This is a genomic window from Streptomyces sp. NPDC002825 (assembly GCF_040295385.1).
Taxonomy (GTDB): Bacteria; Actinomycetota; Actinomycetes; order Streptomycetales; family Streptomycetaceae; genus Streptomyces.
The window spans coordinates 23750-48003 of sequence record NZ_JBEOVH010000031.1; the positions used below are offsets into that span (position 1 = coordinate 23750).

Below are 24254 nucleotides of genomic sequence, written 5' to 3' on the forward strand. Positions count from 1 at the left end.
TCTGTCGCGCAAGGATCGCGCTGCCGTCACCGTGCTGTCACATCGCCATCGTCGCCCGATCACAGTCGGCGACCGGACGATGGCCTGAAACCATGCCGATCAACTCTCCCCTCCCCCACCTGCGTTGATCGCGCCGTCCGCTCCTCACATACTGCGCTGACCGGCGGCGGGCGCTTCGTGCCGCCCGGCCGGAATCGACCATTCGACCTCATCCCGAGCTCCTGGGGGAGACTTGCGCGCACCTGTGCAGCGAGCACGCGCCTTCACCGTCGCAGCGGCCACCTCGGTGGCCCTCGTCGCAGGCCTGACCAGCCCCGCGACGGCGATCACCGCGACCGCGACGGTCGCACCGGACACCCACGGCACCACGCCGTCCATCGGCGGCACCCAGCGGATCCCGCTCGTCACCGGCGACCGCGTCCTCGTGGACGCCAAGGGCCGGATGGTGGGCTTCGAGTCCGCCGAGGGCCGCGAGCGCATACCCGTTCAGATAGAGCGCACCGGGGACCACACGCTCGTGGTGCCCGGCGACGCCCGGCGTCTGATCGCCACCGGCCGCCTCGACCAGCGGCTCTTCGACCTCGACGTGCTCACCGACCCGCGGCTCCGCAAGAGCCACCGCACCGGGCTCAAGCTGATCGTGCAGTACGAAGGGAGTGCCGCAGCCGCCCGCGCCGAGGTGCGTACGGCCGGCGACACCCAACTGCGGCGCACCTTCCCGACGATCGGCGCCGACGCCATCCGTACGTCCCCGGACGACGTGGCCCGGCTGTGGGAGGCGCTGACCGACCGGCAGAGCAGCGGCCTGCGCGCCGCCGCCTCCGGCATCGACAAGGTGTGGCTCGACGGGGTGCGGGGCGCGAGCCTGGACCGCAGCGTCCGGCAGATCGGCGCCGACCGGGCGTGGGCGTCCGGGTTCGACGGCACGGGCGTGAAGATCGCCGTGCTCGACACCGGCGTCGACAAGACCCATGACGACCTGAGGACGCAGGTCGTCGGCGAGAAGAACTTCTCCGCCTCCGCCGACGCCGTGGACCGCGTCGGGCACGGCACGCACGTCGCGTCGATCGCCGTCGGTACCGGCGCCAAGTCCGGCGGCCGGTACAAGGGCGTGGCCCCCGGCGCCAAGGTGATCAGCGGGAAGGTCCTCGACGACGAGGGGTACGGGGACGATTCGGCGATCACCGCCGGCATGGAGTGGGCCGCCGCCGAAGGCGCGGACGTCGTCAACCTCAGCCTCGGCGGCCCCGACAGCCCCGGCGTCGACCCACTGGAGGCGACGGTCGACCGGCTGTCGGCCGAGAAGGGGATCCTGTTCGCCGTCGCGGCGGGCAACGAGGGCGAGTCCGGTGCGTCGTCCGTGGGCTCGCCGGGCAGCGCGGACGCCGCGCTGACCGTCGGCGCCGTCGACCAGGACGACCGACTGGCCCCGTTCTCCAGCACCGGCCCGCGGGTCGGCGACGGAGCCGTCAAGCCGGACGTGACCGCGCCGGGCGTCGCCATCACCGCGGCCGCCGCCCCCGGCAGCCTCATCGACACGCGGCCCGGCACGCCGCACCCCGCGCCGGGTTACCTCCAAATCGACGGCACCTCCATGGCCACCCCGCATGTCGCGGGTGCGGCGGCGATCCTGAAGCAGCGCCACCCCGGCTGGAGGTCCGCCGAGCTCAAGGGCGCGCTGACCGGCTCCGCCGAGGACGGCGGCTACACCGCCTTCCAGCAGGGCGCGGGCCGGATCCGGGTCGACAGGGCGCTCGCCCAGAGCGTCGTCGCCGAGCCGGTGTCGCTGAACTACGGCACCGCCCTGTGGCCGCACACGGACGACAAGCCCGTGACCAAGAAGGTCTCCTACCGCAACCTCGGGACCACCGACGTCACCCTCGGCCTTTCGGTGTCCGCCCTGGACCCCGCGGGCAAGCCGGCCCCGGCCGGGTTCTTCACGCTCGGCGCCTCGCAGGTGACCGTGCCCGCGGGCGGCACGGCCGAGGTGGACCTCGTCGCCGACACCCGGATCGGCGAGGCCGACGGCGCCTACTCGGGCTACGTCACCGCCACCGCCGCGGGCCGGTCCGTCCGCACGGCCGCGGTGGCCGTCCGGGAAGTGGAGTCGTACGACCTCACGGTCCGGGCGCTCGGGCGCGACGGCGCCGACGCCCCGAACTTCTCCACCACCCTGACCGGCGTCGGCGGGGCCGCCGCGAACGTCCAGGCCCGCATCGACAACGAGCCGGGTGCCCACACGATCCGGGTGCCCAAGGGCTCGTACACGCTCAACACCGCCGTCTACGAGGACCCGTCGGACTACACGGCGGGCACCGACTGGATCGCCCGGCCGAAGCTGGACGTCTTGGCCGACACCACGGTCACGGCCGACGCGCGCACCACCAGGCCGGTGGACATCACCGTGCCCGGCCTCGACAGGGCGGACTACGCGGGGACGTACTACGAGGTCGCCACCGACATCGGCAAGGTCGGCAACGGCTGGGTCCTGCGGGGCTTCACCGGCTTCCGCACCGCCCACATGGGTCCTGCCGTCACCGACGGATCCCTCCTGCAGACCTGGGACGCGCACTTCCTCAAGGACGCGGGCAGCCAGTACGCGGTGGCCTTCGGCGGCAAGGCGAGCGCGGTCGCGACCGGATACACCAAGCACGTGAAGGCGAGCGAGCTGGCCACACTGCAGGTCGGTCTCGGCTCCTCCGCGCCCGGGAAGACCACGCTCGCCTCCCCGTACGCCCATCTGCCGGGCGCGCCGGAGGGCAACGGCTTCTCCGCCCCGCAGCCGGCGCCGGGCACGCGTACCTTCTACGTCTCCACCGCCGACGGCGCCACCTGGCTCACCCGGTTCAACCAGCTGGGCGAGCCGGACCAGTGGGGCTACCCGGCCTTCGAGGGCGCGTACGAGATGGTCCGGCCGAAGCGCTACGAGGCCGGCAGGACGTACCGGGAGAGCTTCAACACGGGTGTCTTCGGGCCGCTCCTGGGTGAGGGCATGGGGGTCTTCCGTACGGCCCCGGACCCGGTGACGGGCGAGCAGCAGCTCGTGGGCGCCGTGCCGCTGTTCGCGGACGGCCGGGGTCACCTGCCGACTCTCCCGTACGTCTCGGCCACGACCGCGCTCTATCGCGACGGGGTGAAGGTCGCCGAGAACGACGATCCGCTGAGCGGCTCGAAGCCCTTCACGGTCGACGCCGCCGACGCCGAGTACCGTCTGACCACCTCCGCGGTGCGCCCGGCTAAGGTCGCCGGGGTCTCCACGCGGATCGAGACGGGCTTCACGTTCCGCTCGAAGCAGGTCGCGGCGACGACGCCGCTGCCGGTGTCCACGGTCCGCTTCGGCGCACCCGTCGACCTCGCCTCGCGGATCCCGGCACGCACCACGGTCCTGGTCCCCGTGACCGTGCAGGGTGCCGCGGCCGGGGGGAACCTGAAGTCACTCGCGGTGTCGGTGAGTTACGACGACGGGAAGAGCTGGCAGCCGACGAAGGTCGTGGGCGGCCTGCTCTCCGTGAGGAGCCCGGCGAAGGACAGCGGTGTCTCCTTCGCCGCCGAGATCACGGACCGGCAGGGCAACACGTCGACGCTGACCGTCCACAACGCGTGGCTCGGCAAGTGACCCGCTCCGCCTGACGCGGCGTCACCGCCTTCGGGTGGTGACGCCGCTCCGGCGTGCGCGTCAGGCCCGCCGCAGTGCGGAGCGGCCCGCGAAGCGCGCCGCGTCGCCCAGCTCCTCCTCGATCCGGATCAGCTGGTTGTACTTCGCCGTGCGGTCGGAGCGGGAGAGCGAGCCGGTCTTGATCTGGCCGCAGCCGGTCGCCACCGCCAGATCCGCGATGGTGGTGTCCTCCGTCTCGCCCGAGCGGTGCGACATGACGGCCGTCCAGCCCGCCGCGTGGGCCGTGGCGACGGTGGCCAGCGCCTCGGTCAGGGTTCCGATCTGGTTGACCTTGACGAGGACCGAGTTGCCGACGCCGGTGCGGATGCCCTCGCGGAGCAGCGTCTCGTTGGTGCAGAACACGTCGTCGCCGGTGAGCTGGCAGCGGTCGCCGACACGGGCGGTCAGCTCGCGCCAGCCGTCCAGGTCGTTCTCCGCCATCGGGTCCTCGACGGAGACGATCGGGTAGGCGTCGATGAGCTTGGCCAGGTAGTCGGCGTTCTCGGAGGGGGTGCGGCGCACCCCCTCGCCCGCGTAGTCGTACACCCCGTCGCGGAAGAACTCGGACGAGGCCGGGTCCATGATGAGGCCGATGTCCGTGCCGGGCCGGTAGCCCGTGCGCTCGATGGCGGACATCACGAAGTCGAGCGCCTCCTCGGCGGTGCGCAGCGCGGGCGCGAAGCCGCCTTCGTCGCCGACGGCCGTGGAGTGCCCGGCGGCCAGCAGATCGCGGCGCAGGGTGTGGAAGACCTCGCTGCCCATGCGGACGGCCTCGGCGAAGGTGTCCGCGCCCACGGGCGCGATCATGAACTCCTGGAAGTCCAGCGGATTGTCGGCGTGGGCGCCGCCGTTGACGATGTTCATCATCGGTAGCGGCAGGAGGTGGGCCTCGGGCCCGCCCAGGTGACGGTAGAGGGGCAGGCGGTGGGCCGCCGCGGCGGCCTTGGCGGCGGCGAGGGAGACGCCGAGGACGGCGTTGGCGCCGAGCCGTGACTTCGTGGGCGTTCCGTCGAGGGCGACGAGCGCGGCGTCGAGTCCCGCCTGGTCCGTCGCGTCCCGGCCGCGGACGGCCGCCGCGATCTCCCCGTCGACGTGGGCCACCGCGCGGTCGACGCCCTTGCCGTGCCAGCGCGCGGAGTCCCCGTCGCGCAGCTCCACGGCCTCCCGGGCGCCGGTGGAGGCGCCGGAGGGGACGGCCGCGCGCCCCAGGGACCCGTCCGTCAGGACGACGTCGACCTCGACGGTGGGGTTGCCGCGGCTGTCGATGATCCGGCGGGCGGTGACGGTCTCGATGGCGGCGTCGACGGTTCCGGCTTCCTTGGTGGACATGGTGGTTCCTCCGCGTGGTGGTGTGCCGTGGCCCCGGCTGCGACGGCGCTGGCGCTGAGCCCGGCAGAGAGAGACTCTACAGCAATGCTGTTCAGTTTCTCTGTTCAGTTTGGCTGTACACTCTTGCTGTGCAGGTCAGCCGCACGGCGCGGCCGGCGCGCGGGGTAAAGTGCCGTATGCCCACCCCGGAAGCCGCCGCCATCGCCACCGAACTGCGCACCGCGATGGGCAAGCTCACCCGACGCGTCAAGGACGAGGACCGCATCCCCCTCGGCCAGGCCGCCGTGCTCGGCGCGCTCGACCGGAACGGCGCCATGACCACCAGCGACCTCGCCGCCGATCAGCGCGTGCGCCCCCAGTCGATGGCCCGGGCGGTGGGGCTGCTCATGGAGCAGAACCTGGTCACGCGCCGGGCGCACCCCACCGACGGCCGCAAGTCACTGGTCGAGCTGTCGGACGCGGGCCGGTCCGCGCTGGAGGCGGAGCGCGGCCGCAGGGCCGGCTGGCTCGCGCAGGCCATCGAGGCCGAACTCACTGATGAGGAGCGGGCGTTGCTCGCCCGGAGCGCCGCCCTGCTCGAGCGGCTCGCGGCACGCTAGGGCTTGTTCGGCTCCGGTCCGCGGGACGGGCCGCCGAGCACCCGGACGGCCTCCACGATCAGGTTCCAGAACCCGTCCGTGTCGACCTCCATGCCGACCTCGGTGGCGGCGGGCAGGCCCGTCACGCCGTGCAGGTCCACCACCGTCGCGCCCCGTGTGTGGGTGCCGTTCAGCTCGACCGTCACGGCCGCCCGTACCAGGGTGACGAGCGACGGGTCGATCAGGTGGGCGACGGTGAGCGGGTCGTGCAGTGGGGGCGCGTCGAAGCCGTACACCTCGCGGTAGGTGGCCGCGAAGTAGGTGAGGAGGTCGACGCAGAGCCCGCTCAGCGGGGTGCCGAGCGCGGCGATCCGGGCGACGACCTCGGGGGTGGCACGGACCTGGTGGGTCGCGTTGAGGCCGAACATCGTCACCGGCAGTCCGCTGCGGAAGACGATGTCCGCGGCCTCCGGATCGCACAGGATGTTGAACTCGGCCGCGGGCGTGGTGTTGCCGCGGCCCGTCGAGCCGCCCATGAGCACGATCCGCTCGATCCGCCCGGCGAGCTCGGGGTGGGCGAGCAGCAGCACCGCGATGTTGGTGAGCGGTCCGGTCGGCACGAGCGTGACCGGTGCCGGGTGGGCGAGGAGGGTGTCGCGGAGGAGGGTGAGGGCGTCGCGCGGGTCCTGCGGGACGTCCGGCTCGCCCGCGGCGAAACCGGGTCCGTCGAGTCCGGAGTCGCCGTGGATGTTCTCGGCGATCCGGGGCGGCCCGTGCAGCGGCCGGTCGCGGCCCGCCGCGACCGGCACGTCCTTGATCCCGGCCACCGAGCAGACCCGGCGCGCGTTCAGCGTGGTCTTCTCCAGCGTCTGGTTGCCCGCGACGGTGGTGATCGCCAGGAGGTCGATCGCGGGGTGCGCGGCGGCCAGGAGGATGTTGAAGGCGTCGTCGTGACCGGGATCGCAGTCGAGAATCACGGGAACCGGCATGACCTCACCGTCCCACATCCGGCGCGGTGCGCGAAGGACGCCGCTTCAGGAACCGGTCACGGACTGCGCGTGGCGGAACAGACCGAGGGGGTCGTAGCGCCGTTTGACCTCGGCCAGGCGGGCGTGGTTGGCGCCGTAGTACGCGTGCTGCCAGTTCTGGAGGTCGGGGTCTGGGAAGTTCACGTACGCGGCGTCCGTCCGCAGGCGGTGGCGGAGGGTCCGGTGGGCGGTACAGGTCTGGGCCAGGAGCTCGGCCACGGCGGCGGGCGGGGTGCCGGGCGGCCAGTGGGTGCCGATGTCGATGACGTAGGTGGCGCCGCGGTGGGGGTAGGCGGTCTCGTCGGGCCGCGGGGCGTCACCGGCGCCGCCCATGGCGAAGAGCGTCACGTACCCCGTCGCCCTCGCCGGTCCCGGGCGCCACGCGCGGGTCCATGCGGCGATGTCGGTGACCGTGTCGGGGCTCAGCCACCGGTCGGGGACGAGGGACTTGGAGGCGTAGCAGTCCTTCGCGCCGGGGTTCTCCATGAGGCGGTCCTGCGCGGACCAGAAGCCGAGTTCCTCGACGAAGGTACGGGTGGGCCGCAGCGCGAGGAGGGGTGCGAGGAGCCGGCGGAGGGTGGTCTCGGGGCCGATGCGCTGGCCGAGCACCCACAGGCTGAGGGTGCCGTCGCCCGCGTGCTTGAAGCCGACGCGGACGTCGAAGTCCCCGGTCCGGTCGCCGGTGAGGATCTCCTGCACCTCCTCCACGACGTCCACGGCCCGCGTCAGTCCGAAGGTGAGGTCGAAGACGGTGGCGCGCAGCGATCCGACGGGGACGGCGTCGAAGGTGAAGGCGGTGTTGATGCCGAAGTTGCCGCCGGCTCCGCCCCGGCACGCCCAGAACAGGTCCGCGTTCTCGTTCCCTGCGGCGCGCACGAGGGTGCCGTCGGCCAGGACCACCCGGGTCTCCGTCAGCCGGTCGCAGGTCAGGCCCCATTTGCGGTCGTTGAAGCCGAGTCCGCCGCCGAGGGTGAGGCCGGCGACGCCCACGCCGGGGCAGCGTCCGCCCGGGAAGTACAGTCCGGCGTCGCGGGCGGCGTAGACGTCGGAGTTGGTGGCGCCGCCTCCCAGGCGCAGCCGGCGGGCGCCGGGCGTCACCTGGTTCATGGCGCGCAGGCTGATGACGAGTCCGGTGGTCGTCGAGTGGCCGGCGTAGTTGTGGCCGCCCGAGCGGGGAGCGAAGGGCACGCCGTGCTTCGCGGACCAGCGCAGGGCGGCTCGTACGTCGCCCTCGGTGGCGCACGCGACGACTCCCGCGGGGAGGACGGAGGCGTACCGCTGGTTGTCGGCCGTGGCCTGGGAGGCGTAGCCCGGCTCCCCCGGCCGGTGGAGGCGGGCGGGCGGGCTGAGGGACCGGCTCAGCTCGCGCCACGCGGCGGGGTCGGTGTCGTGCGCTGATGCCGGACCGCTCGCGAGGCCCGCTGCCGGCGTGGCTCCGAACGCGGCGACCGTACCTGCGCGCAGGACGGCGCGTCGGCTGATCTGCACGGTGGTCCCTTTCCGTTGGGGTGCCCCACGCATATGCCTGGGGCAGCGGGGCCCACCATCGGCCTCGGCGGGGACCTCGGGCCGTCGTGACACTCGGGAGCCGGTCAAGGTTCACGCGAAGGAACGCGACCGGCCGCGTGCGTTCCCGGCGTCCCCGGAACCCGCCCGTCCGGCCGTACGGGCGTTCTGGCGTGCGGGGCATGACTGACGGCGAACGCCGTGCCGGGCACGGGCACCGTGGGGTGCCCGTGCCCGGTCACGCGTCCCACCCCGGGCGGGGCACTAGCGCAACGGCTCGGCGCGATCGGCCTGCGCGTCCGGGCTCTCCCGGCGGGCGATCGCCAGGCCTGCGGCTCCGACCAGGAGCAGCACGGCGACCGTGCCGAGCGTGAACGCCTCGAACGCCGCCCGGGACATGCCCCAGATGTCGTCGAAGGCGTACTCGATGCCGAAGAGCCCCTCCAGCGTTCCGGGGAAGAGCGCGCACCAGGAGCCGACGAGGATCCAGGCGTAGACGAGCGCCGCGCAGGTCATGAAACCGCGCCGGCCGAAGGGGACCCGGTAGGGCCGGACGACCTCGGGCCTGCGCAGCCGGAGCAGGACGAGCGCGGGGACGATGACGAGGTACGACAGCAGCAGGGTGGTGACCGCCACGGTGAGGACCACGGCGAACACGGCGCCCGCGTCGCCTTCCGCGACCCGCATGGCCACGACCATGAAGACGGTGGCCACCGCTCCGGAGAGCAGGTTGGTACGGACGGGCGTGCCGAGCCGGGGGTGGAAGGCGCCGAGCCTCCGGGTGAAGGAGCCGCCGTCGGCGGCGGCCATCGCCTGCATCCGGTCGCTGACGATCATCCACGCGCTGCCCTGGGTGAGGAGGGCGAAGACGAACATGACCGCCGTGAGCGTCAGGAGCGGCCCGGCCGCGCCGCCGTAGAGGGAGAACACGAGGCGCGCGCCTTCCATGAAGCCGCCGATGCCGGTGACCTGTCCCGCGGGGACGACCGCGAGGAGCGCCAGGACGGGCAGCAGGTAGCAGCAGGCGGCGACGGACGCGGAACGTCCGAGGGCGGCGGGCACGTCGCGCTGTGGGTCGTGCATCTCCTCGCCGGCCGCGTTGGGCGCCTCGAAGCCGACGTATGCGAAGAGCAGGATCGGCACGAGGGCGAGGAACCCGGCGGTGGTCGGGGTGAAGTGGGCGTCGGTGAGCCCGTGGAAGCCGTGTTCGAACCCGTAGAGCAGCGCGGTCAGGGTGAACACGGCGAGGGTGAGGACCTTCACCGCGGCGCCGAGGGTGGTGATCCACTTGCCGCGGCGCAGGGAGACGACGGCGGTGAGGATCGCGGTCCACACGAACAGCAGCTTGAACGTGTAGTCCGCGAAGGTGCCCGAGCCCAGGTGGAAGACGAAGCCGTCCCAGGTCTCGGCGGCGAGGAAGACCAGGGAGCCGCCCAGCCAGATCGGGTTGGTCACCCAGTACAGCAGCGTGGTGAGCGCGGCCGCCGCACGGCCCAGGGTGAGCTTGACCCAGACGTACGGGCCGCCCTCCTGCGGGAACGCGGCCCCGGTCTCGGCGAACAGCAGGGCGTAGGGGACGAGGAAGAAGAGCGCGAGGACCGCCGTCCAGGTGGCGGCCTCGCCGCCGCCGGTGGCGATCTGCCCGACGGTGTCGAAGGAGATGACGGCGGCGATGCCCAGGGCGGTGATGTCGAGGCGCTTCAGGCTGCGCCGCAGCCCGGACGTGGCGGAGGGAGTGCGCGAGTCGGTGGCGGAGAGAGGGGAGGACACGGGCAGTTCCTAGCGGGGAGAGGGGTACTGCGAGCAGGCGCGCGTGAGCGCGGTGACGGAGTGGCGTCCGTGTCGGGGAGGCCCGGCGGGGCACCGGGCCTCCCGTGCGTCGTCAGGCCGGGCGGATCGCACCGGTGGGATCGGTGCGCTCCAGGACACCGCGCAGTGCGGTGGCCACTTCCTTGGCCTCGGTCTCCGTCATGACGAGCGGCGGGGACAGGACCAGGCTGTGTGCGGAGTCGCGGACGATGACGCCGGCCTCGCGGCGGATCACGTCGTGGGGCATCCGGGAGGGGTCGAGAGGCAGGGGCGTGCGGGTGGTGCGGTCCTGGACCAGTTCGACGGCCAGCATCATGCCGACGGAGCGGATCTCGCCGACGATCGGCAACTCGCCCAGCTGTGCCTTCAGTTCGTCGTGGAGGAAGGAGCCCAGGCTCGTGGCGCGGGCGAGCAGTCCCTCCCGCTCGATGATGTCGAGGTTGGCGAGGGCGACGGCGGTGGCGACGGGGTGGCCGTTGTACGTGTAGCCCATGGGGAAGCCGTGGTCGCGCAGGAGCACCTCGGCGAGGTCGTCGCTCACCAGGAGGGCGCCGAGCGGGACGTAGCCGGAGGTGATGCCCTTGGCGGTGACGATGATGTCCGGGGTGACGTCGAAGTACTGGGCGGCGAACCACTCCCCGACCCGGCCGTACGCGGTGACCACCTCGTCGAAGACGAGGAGGATGCCGTGCCGGTCGAGGACCTCGCGCACCCGGGGCCAGTAGTCGGCCGGCGGGACGAGCATGCCGCCGACGCCCATGATCGGCTCGCCGATCATCGCGGCGATGTTCTCGGGCCCGATCTCGGCGATGCGCTCCTCGAGTTCGCGGATGAGGAAGTCGGTCGGGTCCTGACCGTCGTAGAGCTCGCTGCGGTACGGCCACGGGGGCGTGAGGTGGGAGACGTGCGGCATCATCGGGGCGAAGCCCTCGTGGTAGACGGGGAAGCCGGTGGCCGAGCCGCCGCCGTAGCCGATGCCGTGGTAGGCCTTGCTGCGCGCGAGGATCCAGGTCCGGCTGCCCTCGCCGCGCCGGTGGTGGTAGTAGCGGGCCATCTTGATGGCGGCCTCGTTGCCCTCGGAGCCGCCGGAGGTGAAGTAGACGTGGTTGAGCGGCTCCGGGGCGATCTCGGCCAGGCGGGCGGCGAGCTTGATGGCCGGCTCGTTGGAGAACTCCCAGAAGCTGGTGAAGTACTCCAGCTTCCTCATCTGCTCGTGGGCGACATCGGCCACCTCGTCGCGGCCGTGGCCGATCTGGGCGAGCCAGAGGCCTCCCGTGGCGTCGAGGTAGTCGCGGCCCTCGGTGTCGGTGAGCCGGCAGCCGGAACCGGAGGCCATGACGACGCGCTCGGTGGCGGTGCCCGGCAGGTAGGGGTGGATGATGTGCGCCCGGTCGAGGCGGATCAGGTCTGCGGTGTGGTCGCTGGTCATGGTGGTGAGTCCCTTGCTGGGGTGAGGGTGTGGGGTCGGGACGGGTCGGGGGTCTTCTCGGTCGCCGGCGGGGGCAGGTGTTCCGTTTCGGCAGCGGCGGCGGACCGGTGTGGCCGGCGGGGTCAGCCGTACGCGATCCAGGTCGTCTTCAGGCCGGTGTACTTGTCGAAGGAGTGCAGGGAGAGGTCGCGGCCGTGGCCGGACTGCTTGAACCCGCCGAAGGGGGTGTACGGGCTGAGCGCGTCGACCGTGTTCACGGACACGGTCCCGGCGCGCAGGGCGTCGGCCACGCGGTGGGCGCGGGCCAGGTCCCGGGTCCAGAGGGAGGCGGCGAGGCCGTAGGCGGAGTCGTTGGCGAGGCGGATCGCCTCGGCCTCGTCCCGGAACGGGAGCACCGCGAGGACGGGGCCGAAGAGCTCCTCGCGGACGAGCGGGGCGTCGGGGCCGAGGCCGGTGACGACCGTGGGGTCGAGGTAGGCGCCGTCCCGGTCGGGCCGTGTGCCGCCGCAGACGACGGTGCCGCCCGAGGAGCGCACGGCCGCGAGGACGCGTTCGGCCTGGGCCTCGTCGACGAGGGGCCCGAGCCGGGTCGCGGGGTCGAGGGGGTCGCCCGGGAGCCAGGTGCGGGCGTGCGCGGCGACGCGGGCCGTGAACTCCTCGGCGACGGAGGCCTCGACGAGGAGGCGGGTGTTCGCGGAGCACACCTGGCCCGCGTTGTAGGCGAAGCCCCAGGCCGCGCGTTCCGCGGCCGCGTCGAGGTCGGCGTCGGCGAAGACCACGTTGGGGCTCTTGCCGCCGGCCTCGGGCCAGACCTGCTTCATGTTGGACTCGGCGGAGTAGGCGAGGAAGCGCTTGGCGACGGCGGTGGACCCGGTGAAGACGAGGCTGTCGACGTCCGGGTGGAGGCCGAGCGCCCGCCCGGTCGTCTCCCCCGGGCCGGGGACGACGTTCAGCACGCCGTCGGGCAGGCCGGCCTCCGCGGCGAGTTCCGCGAGGAGCAGGGCGGAGAGCGGGGACTGCTCGGCTGGCTTGAGGACGACGCTGTTGCCGGCGGCCAGTGCGGGTGCCAGCTTCCAGCTCGCGAGGTCGAGGGGGAAGTTCCAGGGCACCACCGCGCCCACGACCCCGAGCGGGGCGCGGCGCACGAGGGCGAGGTTGCCCGGCGGGGCCGGGGCGGCCTCGTCGTAGAGCTTGTCGACGGCTTCGGCGTACCAGGTGAAGACGCCGGCGGCGCCGGGGACGTCGGTTCCGTGGGACTCCGCGATGGGCTTGCCCATGTCGAGGGTGTCGCAGAGGGCGAGCTCCTCACCGTGCTCCTCGACGAGGCGGGCGAGGGCGAGCAGGATCCGCCTGCGCTCGGCGGGTGCGGTGCGCGACCAGCGGCCGTCCTCGAAGGAGGCGCGGGCCGCGGCCACGGCCCGGTCGACGTCCGCGGCGGAGCCGGCGGCCACCTGGGCGGTGGTCTTGCCGGTCGCGGGGTTCACGGTCGGGAGCCAGTGGTCCTCGGCGGGGTCGGTCCACGCTCCGTCGATGAACAGGCGGGTCCGTGGGGTGAGTTCGGCGGCGCGCTGCCGCCAGTGGGCGTAGGTCTGCATGGTGTGGCCTTCGATCGCGTCGTGGGACGTCTGCGAGCCGGTGCCCGTTCGGGGGGACGGGGGAGGTGCGGCCCGGGCGGTGTGCGGGGGCGGCGGAGAGGGAGGGAGTCCGGCGGGTATCGTCCGCACCGACTTCTTTGAGTTGGGATTCAAACAATTCGTTAAGCGGCCGTCAATGCTCTGGACGGGAACTTCTTGCACAACCTGATCCGGTCATCAGAGAATGGGCGCCATGAGCAGAGTCGGCAGACCCCGCGACCAGACGGCACGCCGGGAGGCCCTGGTCACCGCCGCGGGCCGGGCCATCGCGGAGCGCGGCCTCGAAGCCCTGCGCATCAAGGACATCGCGGAGGCCGCGGGCGTCTCCCAGGGCTCGGTCCTGTACTACTACCCCGAGCTCGACGACCTCGTCCTGGAGGTGCACCGGGGCGCAGTCGAGAGCTATCTGGCCACCCGGCAGCAGGCCTACGACGAGGCGCCCGCCGACGATCCGGCGGCCCGGCTGCGAGCCCTCCTCAACAGCGGTCTGCCCAGCATGACGGACGACCCGGTGCACGGGCTGCTCTACGAGCTGCACCGGCGCGCGGGCCGCAGCCCCGGGCACGCCGAGCTGATGGCCTCGCTCTTCGCCCGGGAGGTCGCGCTCTACACCACCGCCCTCGCGGTCGGCGCCGCGACCGGCGGCTTCACTCTCGCCGCGGCCGCGTCGGACCTGGCCCACGGGCTCGTGGCCCTGGAGGACGGCTACGGACTGCACATCGTCAGCCGCAACGCCGCGCTGCGCCCGGACAGGGCCCGCGAGCTGATCCTGGCCCACGCCCGAACGGTGACGGGCCGCGCCGATCTGTAGGGCGGAGGCCTCCGGTCAGGTCCCGCCGATCCGTGGCGCGCAGGCCGGCGGTCAGGCCCCGCCGATCTGTGGCACGGAGGCCGGCGGTCAGGCCCCCGCGATCTCCCGCAGCAGGTCCATGACCGCCCGGGCCCGGGCGGTCTGGGTCATGCTCCGCACCGTGGCGATCTTGACGTCGAGCGGCGGTCCGCCGTCCCGGAGCCGCAGCTCGGCGACCTCGCCGCCGCCGTACGTCTGGCTGGTCGCCGGCCGCTGGTTGAGCACGGAGTAGCCGAGCCCGCGGGCCACCAGGGAGCGCACCGTCTCGTAGCTCCCGGTGCGGTAGCGGACCTCGGGCGCGGTGCCGGTTGCGGCCACCAGGGACCGGAAGTAGTCGCGGCTGTGGGGCAGATCGAGGAGGACGAGCGGTTCCCCGGACAGGTCGGCGAGCTCGACGCTGTCCCGGCCCGCCAGGGGGTGGTCGGCCGCGACGATGACGTACGCCGGGGCACGGGCGACCGTCTCGCCGTCCAGGTCCGGCTCGGTCGCGAGACCGAGGTCGTAGGTGAGCGCGAAGTCGACGCGTCCCGCCGTCAGGGCCTGGACGAGCTGGTCCGCCTCCGCCTCCACGACGTCGAGCTCGACGCCCGGATGGCGCCGGGTGCACTCGCTGAACAGCGCCGGCAGATAGTGCGGCGCCAGCGTCACGAAGCAGCCGACGGACACCGGCCCGGAGAGGGACTCGCCCCCTCCCCTGGCCTCCTCCGCGACCTCCCGGGCGCGGGCGAGGAGCTCCTCGGCCTGCAGCCGGAGCCGCTCCCCGGCGGGTGTGAGGGTCAGTCCCCGGCCCCGCCGGCGGATGAACAGCTGGACCCGCAGGTCCTGCTCCAGGTTGTGGACGGCCGTGGACACGGCGGACTGCGCGATGTGCAGCTCCGCCGCCGCCTCCGTCATCGAGCCGCGTTCGGCGGCGACGAGGAAGTAGCGGAGCTGGACGAGTGTGAAACCCACTGGTGACGTCATGCGTGGCCCTCGCGCCTGGTGATCCGGTCGCCCCCGACCCTATGCGGAGGCTGGGGCCGGAATGCCCTCGGACCTGTGCGGCTCGGGCCGGAATGCCCTCAGTCCTGTACGGCACGGGCGGGGTCCTCTCAGAGGGCGGGCAGACCGGTGAGGGCGGCGGGGCTGAGGAGCTCGTCGAGTTCCGTCTCGGTCAGCAGCGCCCGTTCGCGTACGAGGTCGAGCGCGGGCCTGCCGGTGTGGTGGGCCTCGACCGCGAGCGCGCAGGCGGTCTCGTAGCCGAGCGCGGGACCGAGCGCGGTGACGAGTCCCGTGGAGGCGGCGACCGTCGCGGCGAGCCGTTCGCGGTCGGCGGTGATGCCCCGCACGCAGTGTTCGGTGAGGACGCGGACGGCCGCGGCGAGGTGGTCGAGGCCGGCGCCCAGGCTGCGGTGGATGACCGGTCCGAAGGCGTTGAGCTGGAGCTGCCCGCCTTCGGCCGCGAGGGTCACGGTCACGTCGTTGCCGATGACCTCGAAGGCGATCTGGTTGACCGCCTCGGGGATCACCGGATTCACCTTGCCGGGCATGATGGACGAACCGGCCTGGCGTGCGGGCAGGTTGATCTCGCCGAGTCCGGCCTGCGGTCCCGAGGAGAGCAGCCGCAGGTCGTTGCAGATCTTGGACAGTTTCACGGCGACGCGCTTGAGCACCCCCGACAGGTGCACGAAGACGCCGACGTCCTGGGTGGCCTCCACGAGGTCGGGCGCGGACACGAGCGTCGGGATGCCGGTGAGTCGTCTGAGCTCCTCGACCGCGCGTTCCCGGTAGCCCGGGCGGGCGTTGAGGCCGGTGCCGATCGCGGTGCCGCCGAGGCTCAGCTCGTGCAGCAGCGGTCTGACCTCGGCGAGCCGCTGCTCGTCCTCGGCGAGGGTGGCGGCGTACGCGCCGAACTCCTGGCCCAGCGTCATGGGCACGGCGTCCTGGAGCTGGGTGCGGCCCATCTTCAGCACGTCGGCGAACTCGGCGGCCTTGTCCTCGAAGGCGCCGCGCAGCCCGGCCAGGGCGGCGAGGAGTCCGACGACCTGCGCGTCCAGGGCCAGCCGCAGGGCGGTCGGACAGACGTCGTTGGTGCTCTGGCCGAGGTTGACGTGGTCGAGCGGGTGCAGGAGCGCGTACTCGCCGCGGGAGCGGCCGAGGAGTTCCAGGGCGCGGTTGGCGATGACCTCGTTGGCGTTCATGTTCGTCGACGTGCCCGCGCCGCCCTGGATCAGGTCGACCACGAACTGCTCGTGGAGCGCCCCGCCCCTGATCTCGGCGCAGGCGTCCGCGATCGCCCCGGCGAGCGTCGGGTCCAGGGCGCCGACCTCGGCGTTGGCGCGGGCCGCGGCGCACTTGACCGCCGCGAGGGCGCCGATCATGTGGGGGCGGGAGGCGAGGGTCTCCCCGGTGAGGGGGAAGTTGGCCAGGGCGCGGGCGGTGTGCGCCCCGTAGTAGGCGTCGGCGGGGACGTCGATGTCGCCGAGCATGTCGTGCTCCGTCCGGTACCCGTGGTCCGGCGGGACGGTGCGCCGGGGGGCGGAGGTCGGGGTCATCGGGGTCCTTCGGAGGGTCGGGGAGGGCGGGTCCGGTCCACACCGGTCCAGGCCAGTGCGATCGCCCCGTCGAACAGGGCCCGCTCCGCCGTCCCGCCCACGCAGTACGCGGCGAACTCGTGCTGGTGGTTGGTGGCGGGCAGCGAGCCGATGCCGATGTACGGGTGGATGGCGGGCACAACCTGGGAGACGTTGCCCATGTCGGTGGAGGCGCGGTTCATGCGTGCGGCCTGGCCGGGCGCCGCGAACTCCCGTCCCAGCGCGAGGGCGTTCGTACGGTAGCGGGCGAGGGCGTTCTCGTCGGTGCGGAACTCCGCGTACGGCTTGCTCTCGGGCTCGATCCGCAGCTCGCAGCCCGTCGCGAGGGCTCCGGCCTCGAAGGCCCGCATGACGCGGGGTTCCAGTGCGGTGAGTTCGGCGAGCGTCTCGGCCCGTACGTACCACCGCCCGGTCGAACGCTCCGGAATGGCATTGGGCGCGTCCCCGGCGTGGGTCACCACACCGTGCACCCGGGCCGAGGCCGGCAGCTGCTGACGGAGCAGACCGATCGCGACCTGGGCCACGGTGAAGGCGTCGGCGGCGTTGACCCCGGACTCCGGATAGGCCGCGGCGTGCGCGGACTTGCCGGTGTAGGAGATCTTCGAGTGGCTGACCGCGAACGGCCGGGCCTCGGCGACGTCGACCGGCGCCGGGTGCACCATCATCGCGAGGTCGACCCCCGCGAAGGCGCCCCTGTCGAGCAGCTCGATCTTCCCGCCGCCGCCCTCCTCGGCCGGGGTGCCGTAGACCTCGACGGTGAGACCGGCGTCGTCGGCGACGGCAGCGAGCCCGAGCGCCGCGCCGACGGAACTCGCCGCGATGAGGTTGTGCCCGCACGCGTGGCCGAGACCGGGCAGCGCGTCGTACTCGGCGCACAGGGCGATCCGTACGGGCCCGCTGCCGAACCGGGCGTGGAAGGCCGTCTCAAGGCCCAGGTAGGACGGGGTGACGTCGAATCCGGCGCGGTCGAGGAGTTCCGGCACGGCGGCCGCGGCCCGGTGCTCCTCCCAGGCGGTCTCCGGGTCGGCGTGCAGCCGCTCGGAGAGATCGATGAGCTCCTCGGCGCGGCGGTGGACGGCGTGCCGGGCCGCTTGCTTCATGTCCGTCGTCACAGGTCCCCCGGGACGCCGTACGAGGGGGCGGAGGCGGGGTCGAGTCCGCGCCGCACGTAGTCGTCGCGCTGCGGCAGCCAGACGTCGAGGAGTTCACCGAGCCGGTCGACGGGGTCGTCGGCCCAGTCCACCCGCAGATCGGTCACGCGCCAGTCGACGTCGGCGACGACCGCGAGGCCGGCGGAGTGCACCGGCCCCTTCTCGCCCCCGGCCGCGACGGCGGCCTTGAGCGCGGCGAGGAGACGCTCTTCGAGTTCTCCGCCGGCGGCGGCGTAGGCGTCGAGGAGCACGCCGGGGACGTGCGTGCCGGACAGCATGTTTCCGGCGGCCACCGCGCCGTCCGCGGTGGCGGAGGCGTACGTTCCGAGGGTGTGCGCACCGCTGAAGGCGAACCCGGGGCCGGTGCGGCCCAGGACGGTCAACTGGCGGTAGGCGACGGTTCTTTCACGGCGGGCTTCGCCGGTGACCTCGGCCAGGGCGCGTTCCGGGTCCGCGTGCTCCGCCAGGCCGTCGAGAAGGCGCGTGCCGAGGGTGGGGTCGGTGACGTTCTGCGAGGCCGCCGCGCCCACCCCGGGCCGCAGATGGGCGACACGGGCGAAGACGGCCGGACTCGACGAGCTCGCCACGACGCCGAACCGCGCACCGTCGCGTACGAGGAGGGAGAAGGTCATGCCGACTCCTCCCGCGGGATCACGGCGATCGCGTCGATCTCGCACAGCCACTCCGGCCGGGCGAGGGCGGAGACGACCAGACCGGTGGAGATGGGGTGCACGCCCCGGGTCCAGCGGCCGACGGTGCGGTAGACGGCCTCGCGGTAGCGCGGGTCGATCAGGTAGATCGTCAGCTTGACCAGGTGTTCCATCCGGCTGCCCGCCTCTTCGAGCAGCATCTTGATGTTGGCCATGGCGCGCTCGGCCTGGGCCTCGGCGTCGCCGATGCCGACGGACTCGCTGGTGTCGAGGTCCTGGCCGATCTGGCCCCGGACGTACACGGTGTCTCCGGCGACGACGGCCTGGCAGAGGTCGTTGTCGAGGTTCTGCTCGGGATAGGTCGCGCGGGTGTTGAACGGGCGGATGCGGGTGTGTCCGCCGGCGACGATCGGGAGGGTCGGGCTTGTGGGAGCCGGGGCCGTGGTGTTCGTGGAGGTGGCGGTCGGAGTCTGGGCGTTCGTGGAGCTCATGATCCGGGCCTCAGTTCTTCCGGTCGGTGGGGTCGTACGCGAGATAGCCGCGCTGCCGTGCGATGTGGTCGCCGACGTACCGGGCGTCGTGCCAGACGCCCCAGATGAAGCTCGATCCGCGGCGGGAGAGCCAGGGCAGGCCGAGGAAGTAGACGCCGGGCTCGGAGGAGACCCCGCGCTGCTGGTCGGGCCGGCCGGCCTCGTCGAACGCGTCGACGTCCAGCCAGCCGTAGTCGCTCGCGAAGCCCGTCGCCCAGACGAGGGAGGTGACGCCGGCCTCGGCGAGGTCCAGCTCCAGGCGGGGGCTGGTCACGCACTCCGGGTCCGGCCCGAGGACATGGGCCTCCGGCTCCTCGGGCAGGCCGAGGCCGTTGCGCTCCACGTACGCGTCGGCGGCCCGGAGGAACTCCAGGTACCGGGCGTCGCCGAAGGCGATGTTCGCGGCGAGGTCGGGCGCGAAGCGCAGCACGCCGTCGTCGTAGGAGGCGGTCAGGCCGAGGAGTTCGATGCCGGAGGCGGCCAGGTCGCGGAAGTCCACGGTGTGGCCGCCGCGCGCGCCGCTGACCGCGATGGTGACGTGCTCGGCTCCCTGGGCAGGGGTCTGCGCGTCCCAGATCCCGAGCACACCGAGCCACCAGCAGAAGTCACGCCCGCGGTACGCGCGGGGCGGCCGGTCGTGCGGGCCGACGGAGAGGAACACCCGGCGCCCCGCGCGGCGCAGTTCGTCGGCGATCTGGACCCCGGAGGAACCGGCCCCGACGACGAGGACCGCGCCCTCGGGCAGCTGCTCGGGGTTGCGGTAGCCGCTGGAGTGGAGCTGCGTGGGCACGGCGCCGTCCGGTACGACCGGTGGGATCACGGGCCGCTGGAAGGCGCCGGTCGCGGCCACGACGAAGCGCGCGTCGATCGTGCCCTGCGGCGTCTCGACGCGGAAACCCGGCCGGCCGGCGAGCCGGCGCACCGAGGTCACCTCGACACCGCTGCGGACCGGGGCGCCGATCTTCTCGGCGTACGCGACGAAGTAGTCGGCGATCTGCTCCTTCGACGCGAAGGCGTCGGGGGCGACGTCGCCGAACTCCAGGCCGGGGAAACGGTCGTGCCACGCGGGCCCGTTCGCGACCAGGGAGTCCCAGCGCTCGGAGCGCCACCGCTCGGCGATCCGGTGCCGCTCCAGGACGAGGTGCGGGATGCCGTGGGCGCCCAGGTGCTCGCTCATCGCCACGCCCGCCTGGCCCGCCCCGACGACGACTACTTCGGTCTCTTCATGCGGCATGTGTGCCTCCGCTCTCGTGGACTGTGCAACCGCACGGCCCATCCTCGGAGCGGCCCGTGGAACTGTCCAACAGATGTTTCCGTTGAGAGTCATCTGATTCAGAGATGTCCGCAGCCCGGACGTCCTCTTGACCGCGGTGATCGCCGGGCATTAATTTGCAGCCTCGCCCCATGACGACCGAGAGGAGGCGACCGCGGATGAACACCAGCTCCGACCTGAGTCGCCTCGCCCACACCACGGTCTGGGTTCCGGGTCGCATCGCCCACGGCTGCTGACGACGCCGTTCCGCCGTGCCCGTCCCCGGGCACGCGCCCGCCTTCCCGGTTTCCCGGTTTCCCTTCACCGCTTCCCGGCACGCCGCTGTCGCGTGCCGTTCCGCGCCCGCTTCACCGCCGTGGCGCGTCCGAACACAGAAAGCTGCCGACATTGGCGAACATGATGAATCGACCCATCGCGCACGGAATCGAGGGCCCGTCATGGTAGCGGCGCGCATCACCGTCAACGGAGAAGAAGCACCCCTCGCACCGGCCGCGCCCCACACCACGGTGCTGGACTTCCTGCGCGAGCGCGGCCTCACCGGCACCAAGGAGGGCTGCGCCGAGGGCGAGTGCGGCGCCTGTTCCGTCCTGGTGGCCCGCCCCGGCGTGAACAAGCCGACCGACTGGGTGGCGGTCAACGCCTGCCTGGTCCCGGTCGCCTCGCTCGACGGCCAGGAGATCGTCACCTCCGAGGGCCTCGCCACCGCCGGCGCCCCCGGCACGCCGCCGGCCCTGCACCCCGTGCAGGAGGAGATGGCGGTCCGCGGCGGTTCCCAATGCGGTTACTGCACACCGGGGTTCGTGTGCAGCATGGCCGCCGAGTACTACCGCCCCGACCGCTGCGCCCACGCGGCGGCGCAGGGCGAATCCGACGCCGAGCACGGTCCGAACGGCTTCGATCTGCACGCGCTGAGCGGCAACCTGTGTCGCTGTACGGGCTACCGCCCCATCCGCGACGCCGCCTTCGCCGTCGGCACCCCCACCGACGAGGACCCGCTCGCGCGGCGCCGCGAGCAGGCCCCGCCCGCGCCGGTCGCCACCGAATACGCCCAGGACGACAGCGTGTTCGTCCGGAAGGACACCCTGGCCGAGACGCTGCGGCTGCTGCGCGAACGGCCCGACGCGGTGGTCGTCGCCGGTTCCACGGACTGGGGCGTGGAGGTGAACATCCGCTCCAAAAGGGCGGGTTGCGTGGTCGCCGTCGACCGTCTCACCGAACTGCGCGAGCTGCGCGTCGGGTCCGACTCCGTCGAGATCGGAGCGGCGCTCACCCTCACCGAGATCGAACGCCGCCTCGACGGTCGAGTCCCGCTCCTGGCCGAGCTGTTCCCCCAGTTCGCCTCACGCCTGATCCGCAACGGCGCGACCCTCGGCGGCAATCTGGGCACCGGCTCCCCCATCGGCGACAGCCCGCCGGCGCTGCTCGCGCTCGAGGCCTCGGTGGTGCTCGCCGACGCCGACGGTGAGCGCAAGGTCCCCCTCTCCGACTACTTCACCGGCTACCGGCAGAGCGTGCGACGTCCCGGCGAGCTGATCCGGGCGGTGCGCTTCCCGCTGCCGCTGTCGCCGGTCGTGGCCTTCCACAAGATCGCCAAGCGACGCTTCGACGACATCTCCAGCGTGGCGGTCGCGTTCGCACTCGACGTCCAGGACGGGATCGTGCGCAAGGCGCGCATCGGCCTGGGCGGCGTCGCCGCCACCCCGATCCGCGCGCTCGCCACCGAGGCCGCTCTGGAGGGCAGGCCGTGGACGGCGGAGACCGTCGAGGCCGTGGCGCCGGTGCTGCGCGAGGAGGGCACGCCGATGAGCGACCACCGGGCGAGCGCGGCCTACCGCTCCGCGATGCTCGGCCAGAGCCTGCTGAAGCTGTACACGCGAACCACCGAGGCGGTGTCGTCATGAGCCAGTTGTCCCAGCGTCCCGAGAAGTCCGTCGTGGGCCTCTCCCTGCCGCACGAGAGCGCCGCCCAGCACGTCACCGGCACCGCGCTCTACACCGACGACCTGGTCCACCGCACCAAGGACGTGCTGCACGCCTACCCGGTCCAGGTCATGAAGGCCCACGGCACCATCACGGCGCTGCGCACCGGGCCCGCGCTCGCCGTGCCCGGCGTGGTGCGCGTCCTCACCGGTGCCGACGTGCCCGGTGTCAACGACGCGGGGATGAAGCACGACGAGCCGCTCTTCCCCGACGAGGTCATGTTCCACGGGCACGCGGTCGCCTGGGTGCTCGGCGAAACACTGGAGGCGGCCCGGCTCGGCGCCGGGGCCGTCGAGGTGGAACTCGACGAGAAGCCGTCCGTGATCACGCTCCAGGAGGCGATCGCCGCCGACAGCTTCCACGGCGCCCGGCCCGTGATGGTGACCGGCGACGTCGACGCGGGCTTCGCCGACTCCACGCACGTCTTCACCGGCGAGCTCCAGTTCTCCGACCAGGAGCACTTCTACCTGGAGACGCACGCGGCCCTCGCCCACATCGACGAGGCCGGGCAGGTCTTCGTCCAGAGCAGCACCCAGCATCCCTCCGAGACCCAGGAGATCGTCGCGCACGTGCTCGGCCTGCACAGTCACGAGGTGACCGTGCAGTGTCTGCGGATGGGCGGCGGCTTCGGCGGCAAGGAGATGCAGCCGCACGGCTTCGCGGCCGTCGCCGCGCTCGGCGCCAGACTGACCGGCCGGCCGGTCCGGGTCCGGCTCAACCGGACCCAGGACCTGACCATGTCCGGGAAGCGGCACGGCTTCCACGCCGCGTGGCGGATCGGCTTCGACGGCGAGGGCCACATCCAGGCCCTCGACGCCACCCTCACCGCGGACGGCGGCTGGAGCCTGGACCTGTCCGAGCCGGTGGTGGCCCGCGCCCTGTGCCACATCGACAACACCTACTGGCTGCCCAACGCCCGTATCACCGGTCGCATCGCCCGGACCAACAAGGTCTCCAACACCGCCTTCCGCGGCTTCGGCGGCCCCCAGGGCATGCTGGTGATCGAGGACATCATGGGCCGGTGCGCACCGCTGCTCGGCCTCGATCCGACGGAGCTGCGCGAGCGCAACTTCTACCGGAAGGGCCAGTCGACGCCGTACGGGCAGCCGGTCGTCCAGCCGGAGCGGATCACCGCCGTCTGGGAGCAGGTCAAGGAGAGCGGGAACCTCGCCGACCGCCGGCGTGAGATCGCCGCCTTCAACGCCGCGCACCCGGACACCAAGCGGGCCCTCGCGCTCACCGGCCTCAAGTTCGGCATCTCGTTCAACCTCACCGCCTTCAACCAGGGCGGCGCGCTCGTGCTGATCTACAAGGACGGCTCCGTCCTGATCAACCACGGCGGCACCGAGATGGGCCAGGGCCTGCACACCAAGATGCTCCAGGTGGCCGCGACCACCCTCGGCATCCCGCTGCACAAGGTGCGCCTCGCCCCGACGCGTACGGACAAGGTGCCCAACACCTCCGCCACCGCGGCCAGCGCCGGAACGGACCTCAACGGGGCGGCGGTGAAGAACGCCTGCGAGCAGCTGCGCGAGCGGCTGCTCCAGGTGGCGGCGACCCAGCTCGGTACGAACGCCTCGGACGTACGCATCGTCGACGGCGTCGCGCGCGGCCTCGGCAGCGACAGGGAGATGGCCTGGGACGAGCTGGTGCGCACCGCGTACTTCCAGCGGGTGCAGCTGTCGGCGGCCGGTTTCTACCGGACCGAGGGACTGCACTGGGACGCGAGGACGTTCCACGGCTCGCCGTTCAAGTACTTCGCGCACGGTGCCGCCGCGGCCGAGGTGGAGGTGGACGGCTTCACCGGCGCGTACCGCATCCGGCGGGTGGACATCGTGCACGACGTCGGCGACAGCCTCTCCCCGTTGATCGACATCGGTCAGGTCGAGGGCGGTTTCGTGCAGGGCGCGGGCTGGCTGACCCTGGAGGACCTGCGCTGGGACGCCGGCGACGGGCCGCAGCGCGGCCGGCTCCTCACGCAGGCGGCGAGCACGTACAAGCTGCCGAGCTTCTCCGAGATGCCCGGGGAGTTCCACGTCACGCTGCTCCAGAACGCGGCCGAGGAGGGCGCGGTCTACGGCTCCAAGGCCGTGGGCGAGCCGCCGCTGATGCTGGCCTTCTCCGTACGGGAGGCCCTGCGGCAGGCCGCGGCCGCGTTCGGCCCGAGCGGGATCAGCGTCGAGCTGGCCTCGCCGGCCACGCCGGAAGCGGTGTACTGGGCGATCGAGGCGGCCCGCGACCGGGCCCGCGCGGGCGCGGAAGTCCTCAGCGGTGCCTGAC

At 72.8% G+C, this 24254-nt stretch carries 17 protein-coding genes; 5 read left to right on the forward strand and 12 right to left on the reverse strand.

The features are described 5' to 3' along the window. Positions 1–244: 244 nt before the first annotated feature. Entirely contained in the window at positions 245–3616 is a 3372-nt protein-coding gene (locus tag ABT041_RS30840) for a S8 family serine peptidase (protein ID WP_351190630.1), read from the forward strand. 60 nt (positions 3617–3676) lie between these two features. Here ABT041_RS30840 and eno read toward each other — a convergent pair whose 3' ends face one another. After that, positions 3677–4984 carry a phosphopyruvate hydratase gene (gene eno / locus ABT041_RS30845; RefSeq protein WP_351190632.1) on the reverse strand — a complete coding sequence of 436 codons (1308 nt, stop codon included), beginning with the start codon at positions 4982–4984 and terminating at the stop codon, positions 3677–3679. A gap of 176 nt (positions 4985–5160) precedes the next feature. On the opposite strand from eno, the gene ABT041_RS30850 reads away from it, so the two are divergent. After that, positions 5161–5583 (forward strand): MarR family winged helix-turn-helix transcriptional regulator, encoded by a 423-nt coding sequence (locus tag ABT041_RS30850; RefSeq protein ID WP_041132796.1) that lies wholly within the window; start codon positions 5161–5163, stop codon positions 5581–5583. Here the strand turns inward: ABT041_RS30850 and ABT041_RS30855 are convergent. The 5 genes from ABT041_RS30855 to ABT041_RS30875 form a co-directional block, all read right to left on the reverse strand. Further along, positions 5580–6551 carry a nucleoside hydrolase gene (locus tag ABT041_RS30855; RefSeq protein ID WP_351190635.1) on the reverse strand — a complete coding sequence of 324 codons (972 nt, stop codon included), beginning with the start codon at positions 6549–6551 and terminating at the stop codon, positions 5580–5582. The genes ABT041_RS30850 and ABT041_RS30855 overlap by 4 nt on opposite strands. A 45-nt stretch (positions 6552–6596) precedes the next feature. After that, on the reverse strand, positions 6597–8078 hold the full coding sequence (locus ABT041_RS30860) for an FAD-binding oxidoreductase (RefSeq protein WP_351190637.1): 1482 nt from the start codon (positions 8076–8078) through the stop codon (positions 6597–6599). 282 nt (positions 8079–8360) lie between these two features. Beyond that, positions 8361–9866, reverse strand: coding sequence for an APC family permease (locus tag ABT041_RS30865; protein WP_351190639.1), 1506 nt, complete (start codon positions 9864–9866; stop codon positions 8361–8363). 112 nt (positions 9867–9978) lie between these two features. Beyond that, a complete protein-coding gene (locus ABT041_RS30870; protein ID WP_351190641.1) occupies positions 9979–11334 on the reverse strand; it encodes an aminotransferase family protein in 1356 nt (451 codons plus the stop codon). A gap of 122 nt (positions 11335–11456) precedes the next feature. Next, positions 11457–12929, reverse strand: a complete 1473-nt coding sequence (locus tag ABT041_RS30875) for an aldehyde dehydrogenase family protein (RefSeq protein WP_351190643.1) — start codon at positions 12927–12929, stop codon at positions 11457–11459. 232 nt (positions 12930–13161) lie between these two features. Between ABT041_RS30875 and ABT041_RS30880 the strand changes: the two genes are divergently transcribed. Then, entirely contained in the window at positions 13162–13779 is a 618-nt protein-coding gene (locus tag ABT041_RS30880; RefSeq protein WP_351190645.1) for a TetR/AcrR family transcriptional regulator, read from the forward strand. An 87-nt stretch (positions 13780–13866) separates the two neighbouring features. Here the strand turns inward: ABT041_RS30880 and ABT041_RS30885 are convergent, their stop codons facing one another. The 6 genes from ABT041_RS30885 to ABT041_RS30910 form a co-directional block, all read right to left on the reverse strand. Beyond that, on the reverse strand, positions 13867–14781 hold the full coding sequence (locus ABT041_RS30885; RefSeq protein ID WP_351190647.1) for a LysR family transcriptional regulator: 915 nt from the start codon (positions 14779–14781) through the stop codon (positions 13867–13869). Between the two features lie 128 nt (positions 14782–14909). Further along, positions 14910–16352 (reverse strand): aspartate ammonia-lyase, encoded by a 1443-nt coding sequence (locus ABT041_RS30890; protein ID WP_351190649.1) that lies wholly within the window; start codon positions 16350–16352, stop codon positions 14910–14912. Then, positions 16349–17491, reverse strand: coding sequence for a M20 family metallopeptidase (locus tag ABT041_RS30895; protein WP_351190651.1), 1143 nt, complete (start codon positions 17489–17491; stop codon positions 16349–16351). Before ABT041_RS30895 ends, ABT041_RS30890 begins: the two co-directional genes overlap by 4 nt. Before the next feature lie 8 nt (positions 17492–17499). Further along, positions 17500–18174: a DUF1028 domain-containing protein gene (locus tag ABT041_RS30900; protein WP_351190653.1), complete on the reverse strand. Its 675-nt coding sequence runs from the start codon at positions 18172–18174 to the stop codon at positions 17500–17502. Then, the gene (locus ABT041_RS30905) at positions 18171–18683 is read right to left on the reverse strand and encodes a RidA family protein (RefSeq protein ID WP_351190655.1); all 513 of its coding nucleotides are present in this window, start codon (positions 18681–18683) and stop codon (positions 18171–18173) included. The genes ABT041_RS30900 and ABT041_RS30905 overlap by 4 nt, the downstream gene beginning before the upstream one ends. Before the next feature lie 10 nt (positions 18684–18693). Then, on the reverse strand, positions 18694–19956 hold the full coding sequence (locus ABT041_RS30910) for a flavin-containing monooxygenase (RefSeq protein WP_351190657.1): 1263 nt from the start codon (positions 19954–19956) through the stop codon (positions 18694–18696). 476 nt (positions 19957–20432) lie between these two features. Here ABT041_RS30910 and ABT041_RS30915 point away from each other — a divergent pair, with 476 nt between their 5' ends. Both ABT041_RS30915 and xdhB read left to right on the forward strand, forming a co-directional pair. Beyond that, positions 20433–21896 carry a xanthine dehydrogenase small subunit gene (locus tag ABT041_RS30915; protein WP_351190659.1) on the forward strand — a complete coding sequence of 488 codons (1464 nt, stop codon included), beginning with the start codon at positions 20433–20435 and terminating at the stop codon, positions 21894–21896. Further along, a complete protein-coding gene (gene xdhB / locus ABT041_RS30920; RefSeq protein WP_351190661.1) occupies positions 21893–24253 on the forward strand; it encodes a xanthine dehydrogenase molybdopterin binding subunit in 2361 nt (786 codons plus the stop codon). Before ABT041_RS30915 ends, xdhB begins: the two co-directional genes overlap by 4 nt. Position 24254: the final 1 nt, after the last annotated feature.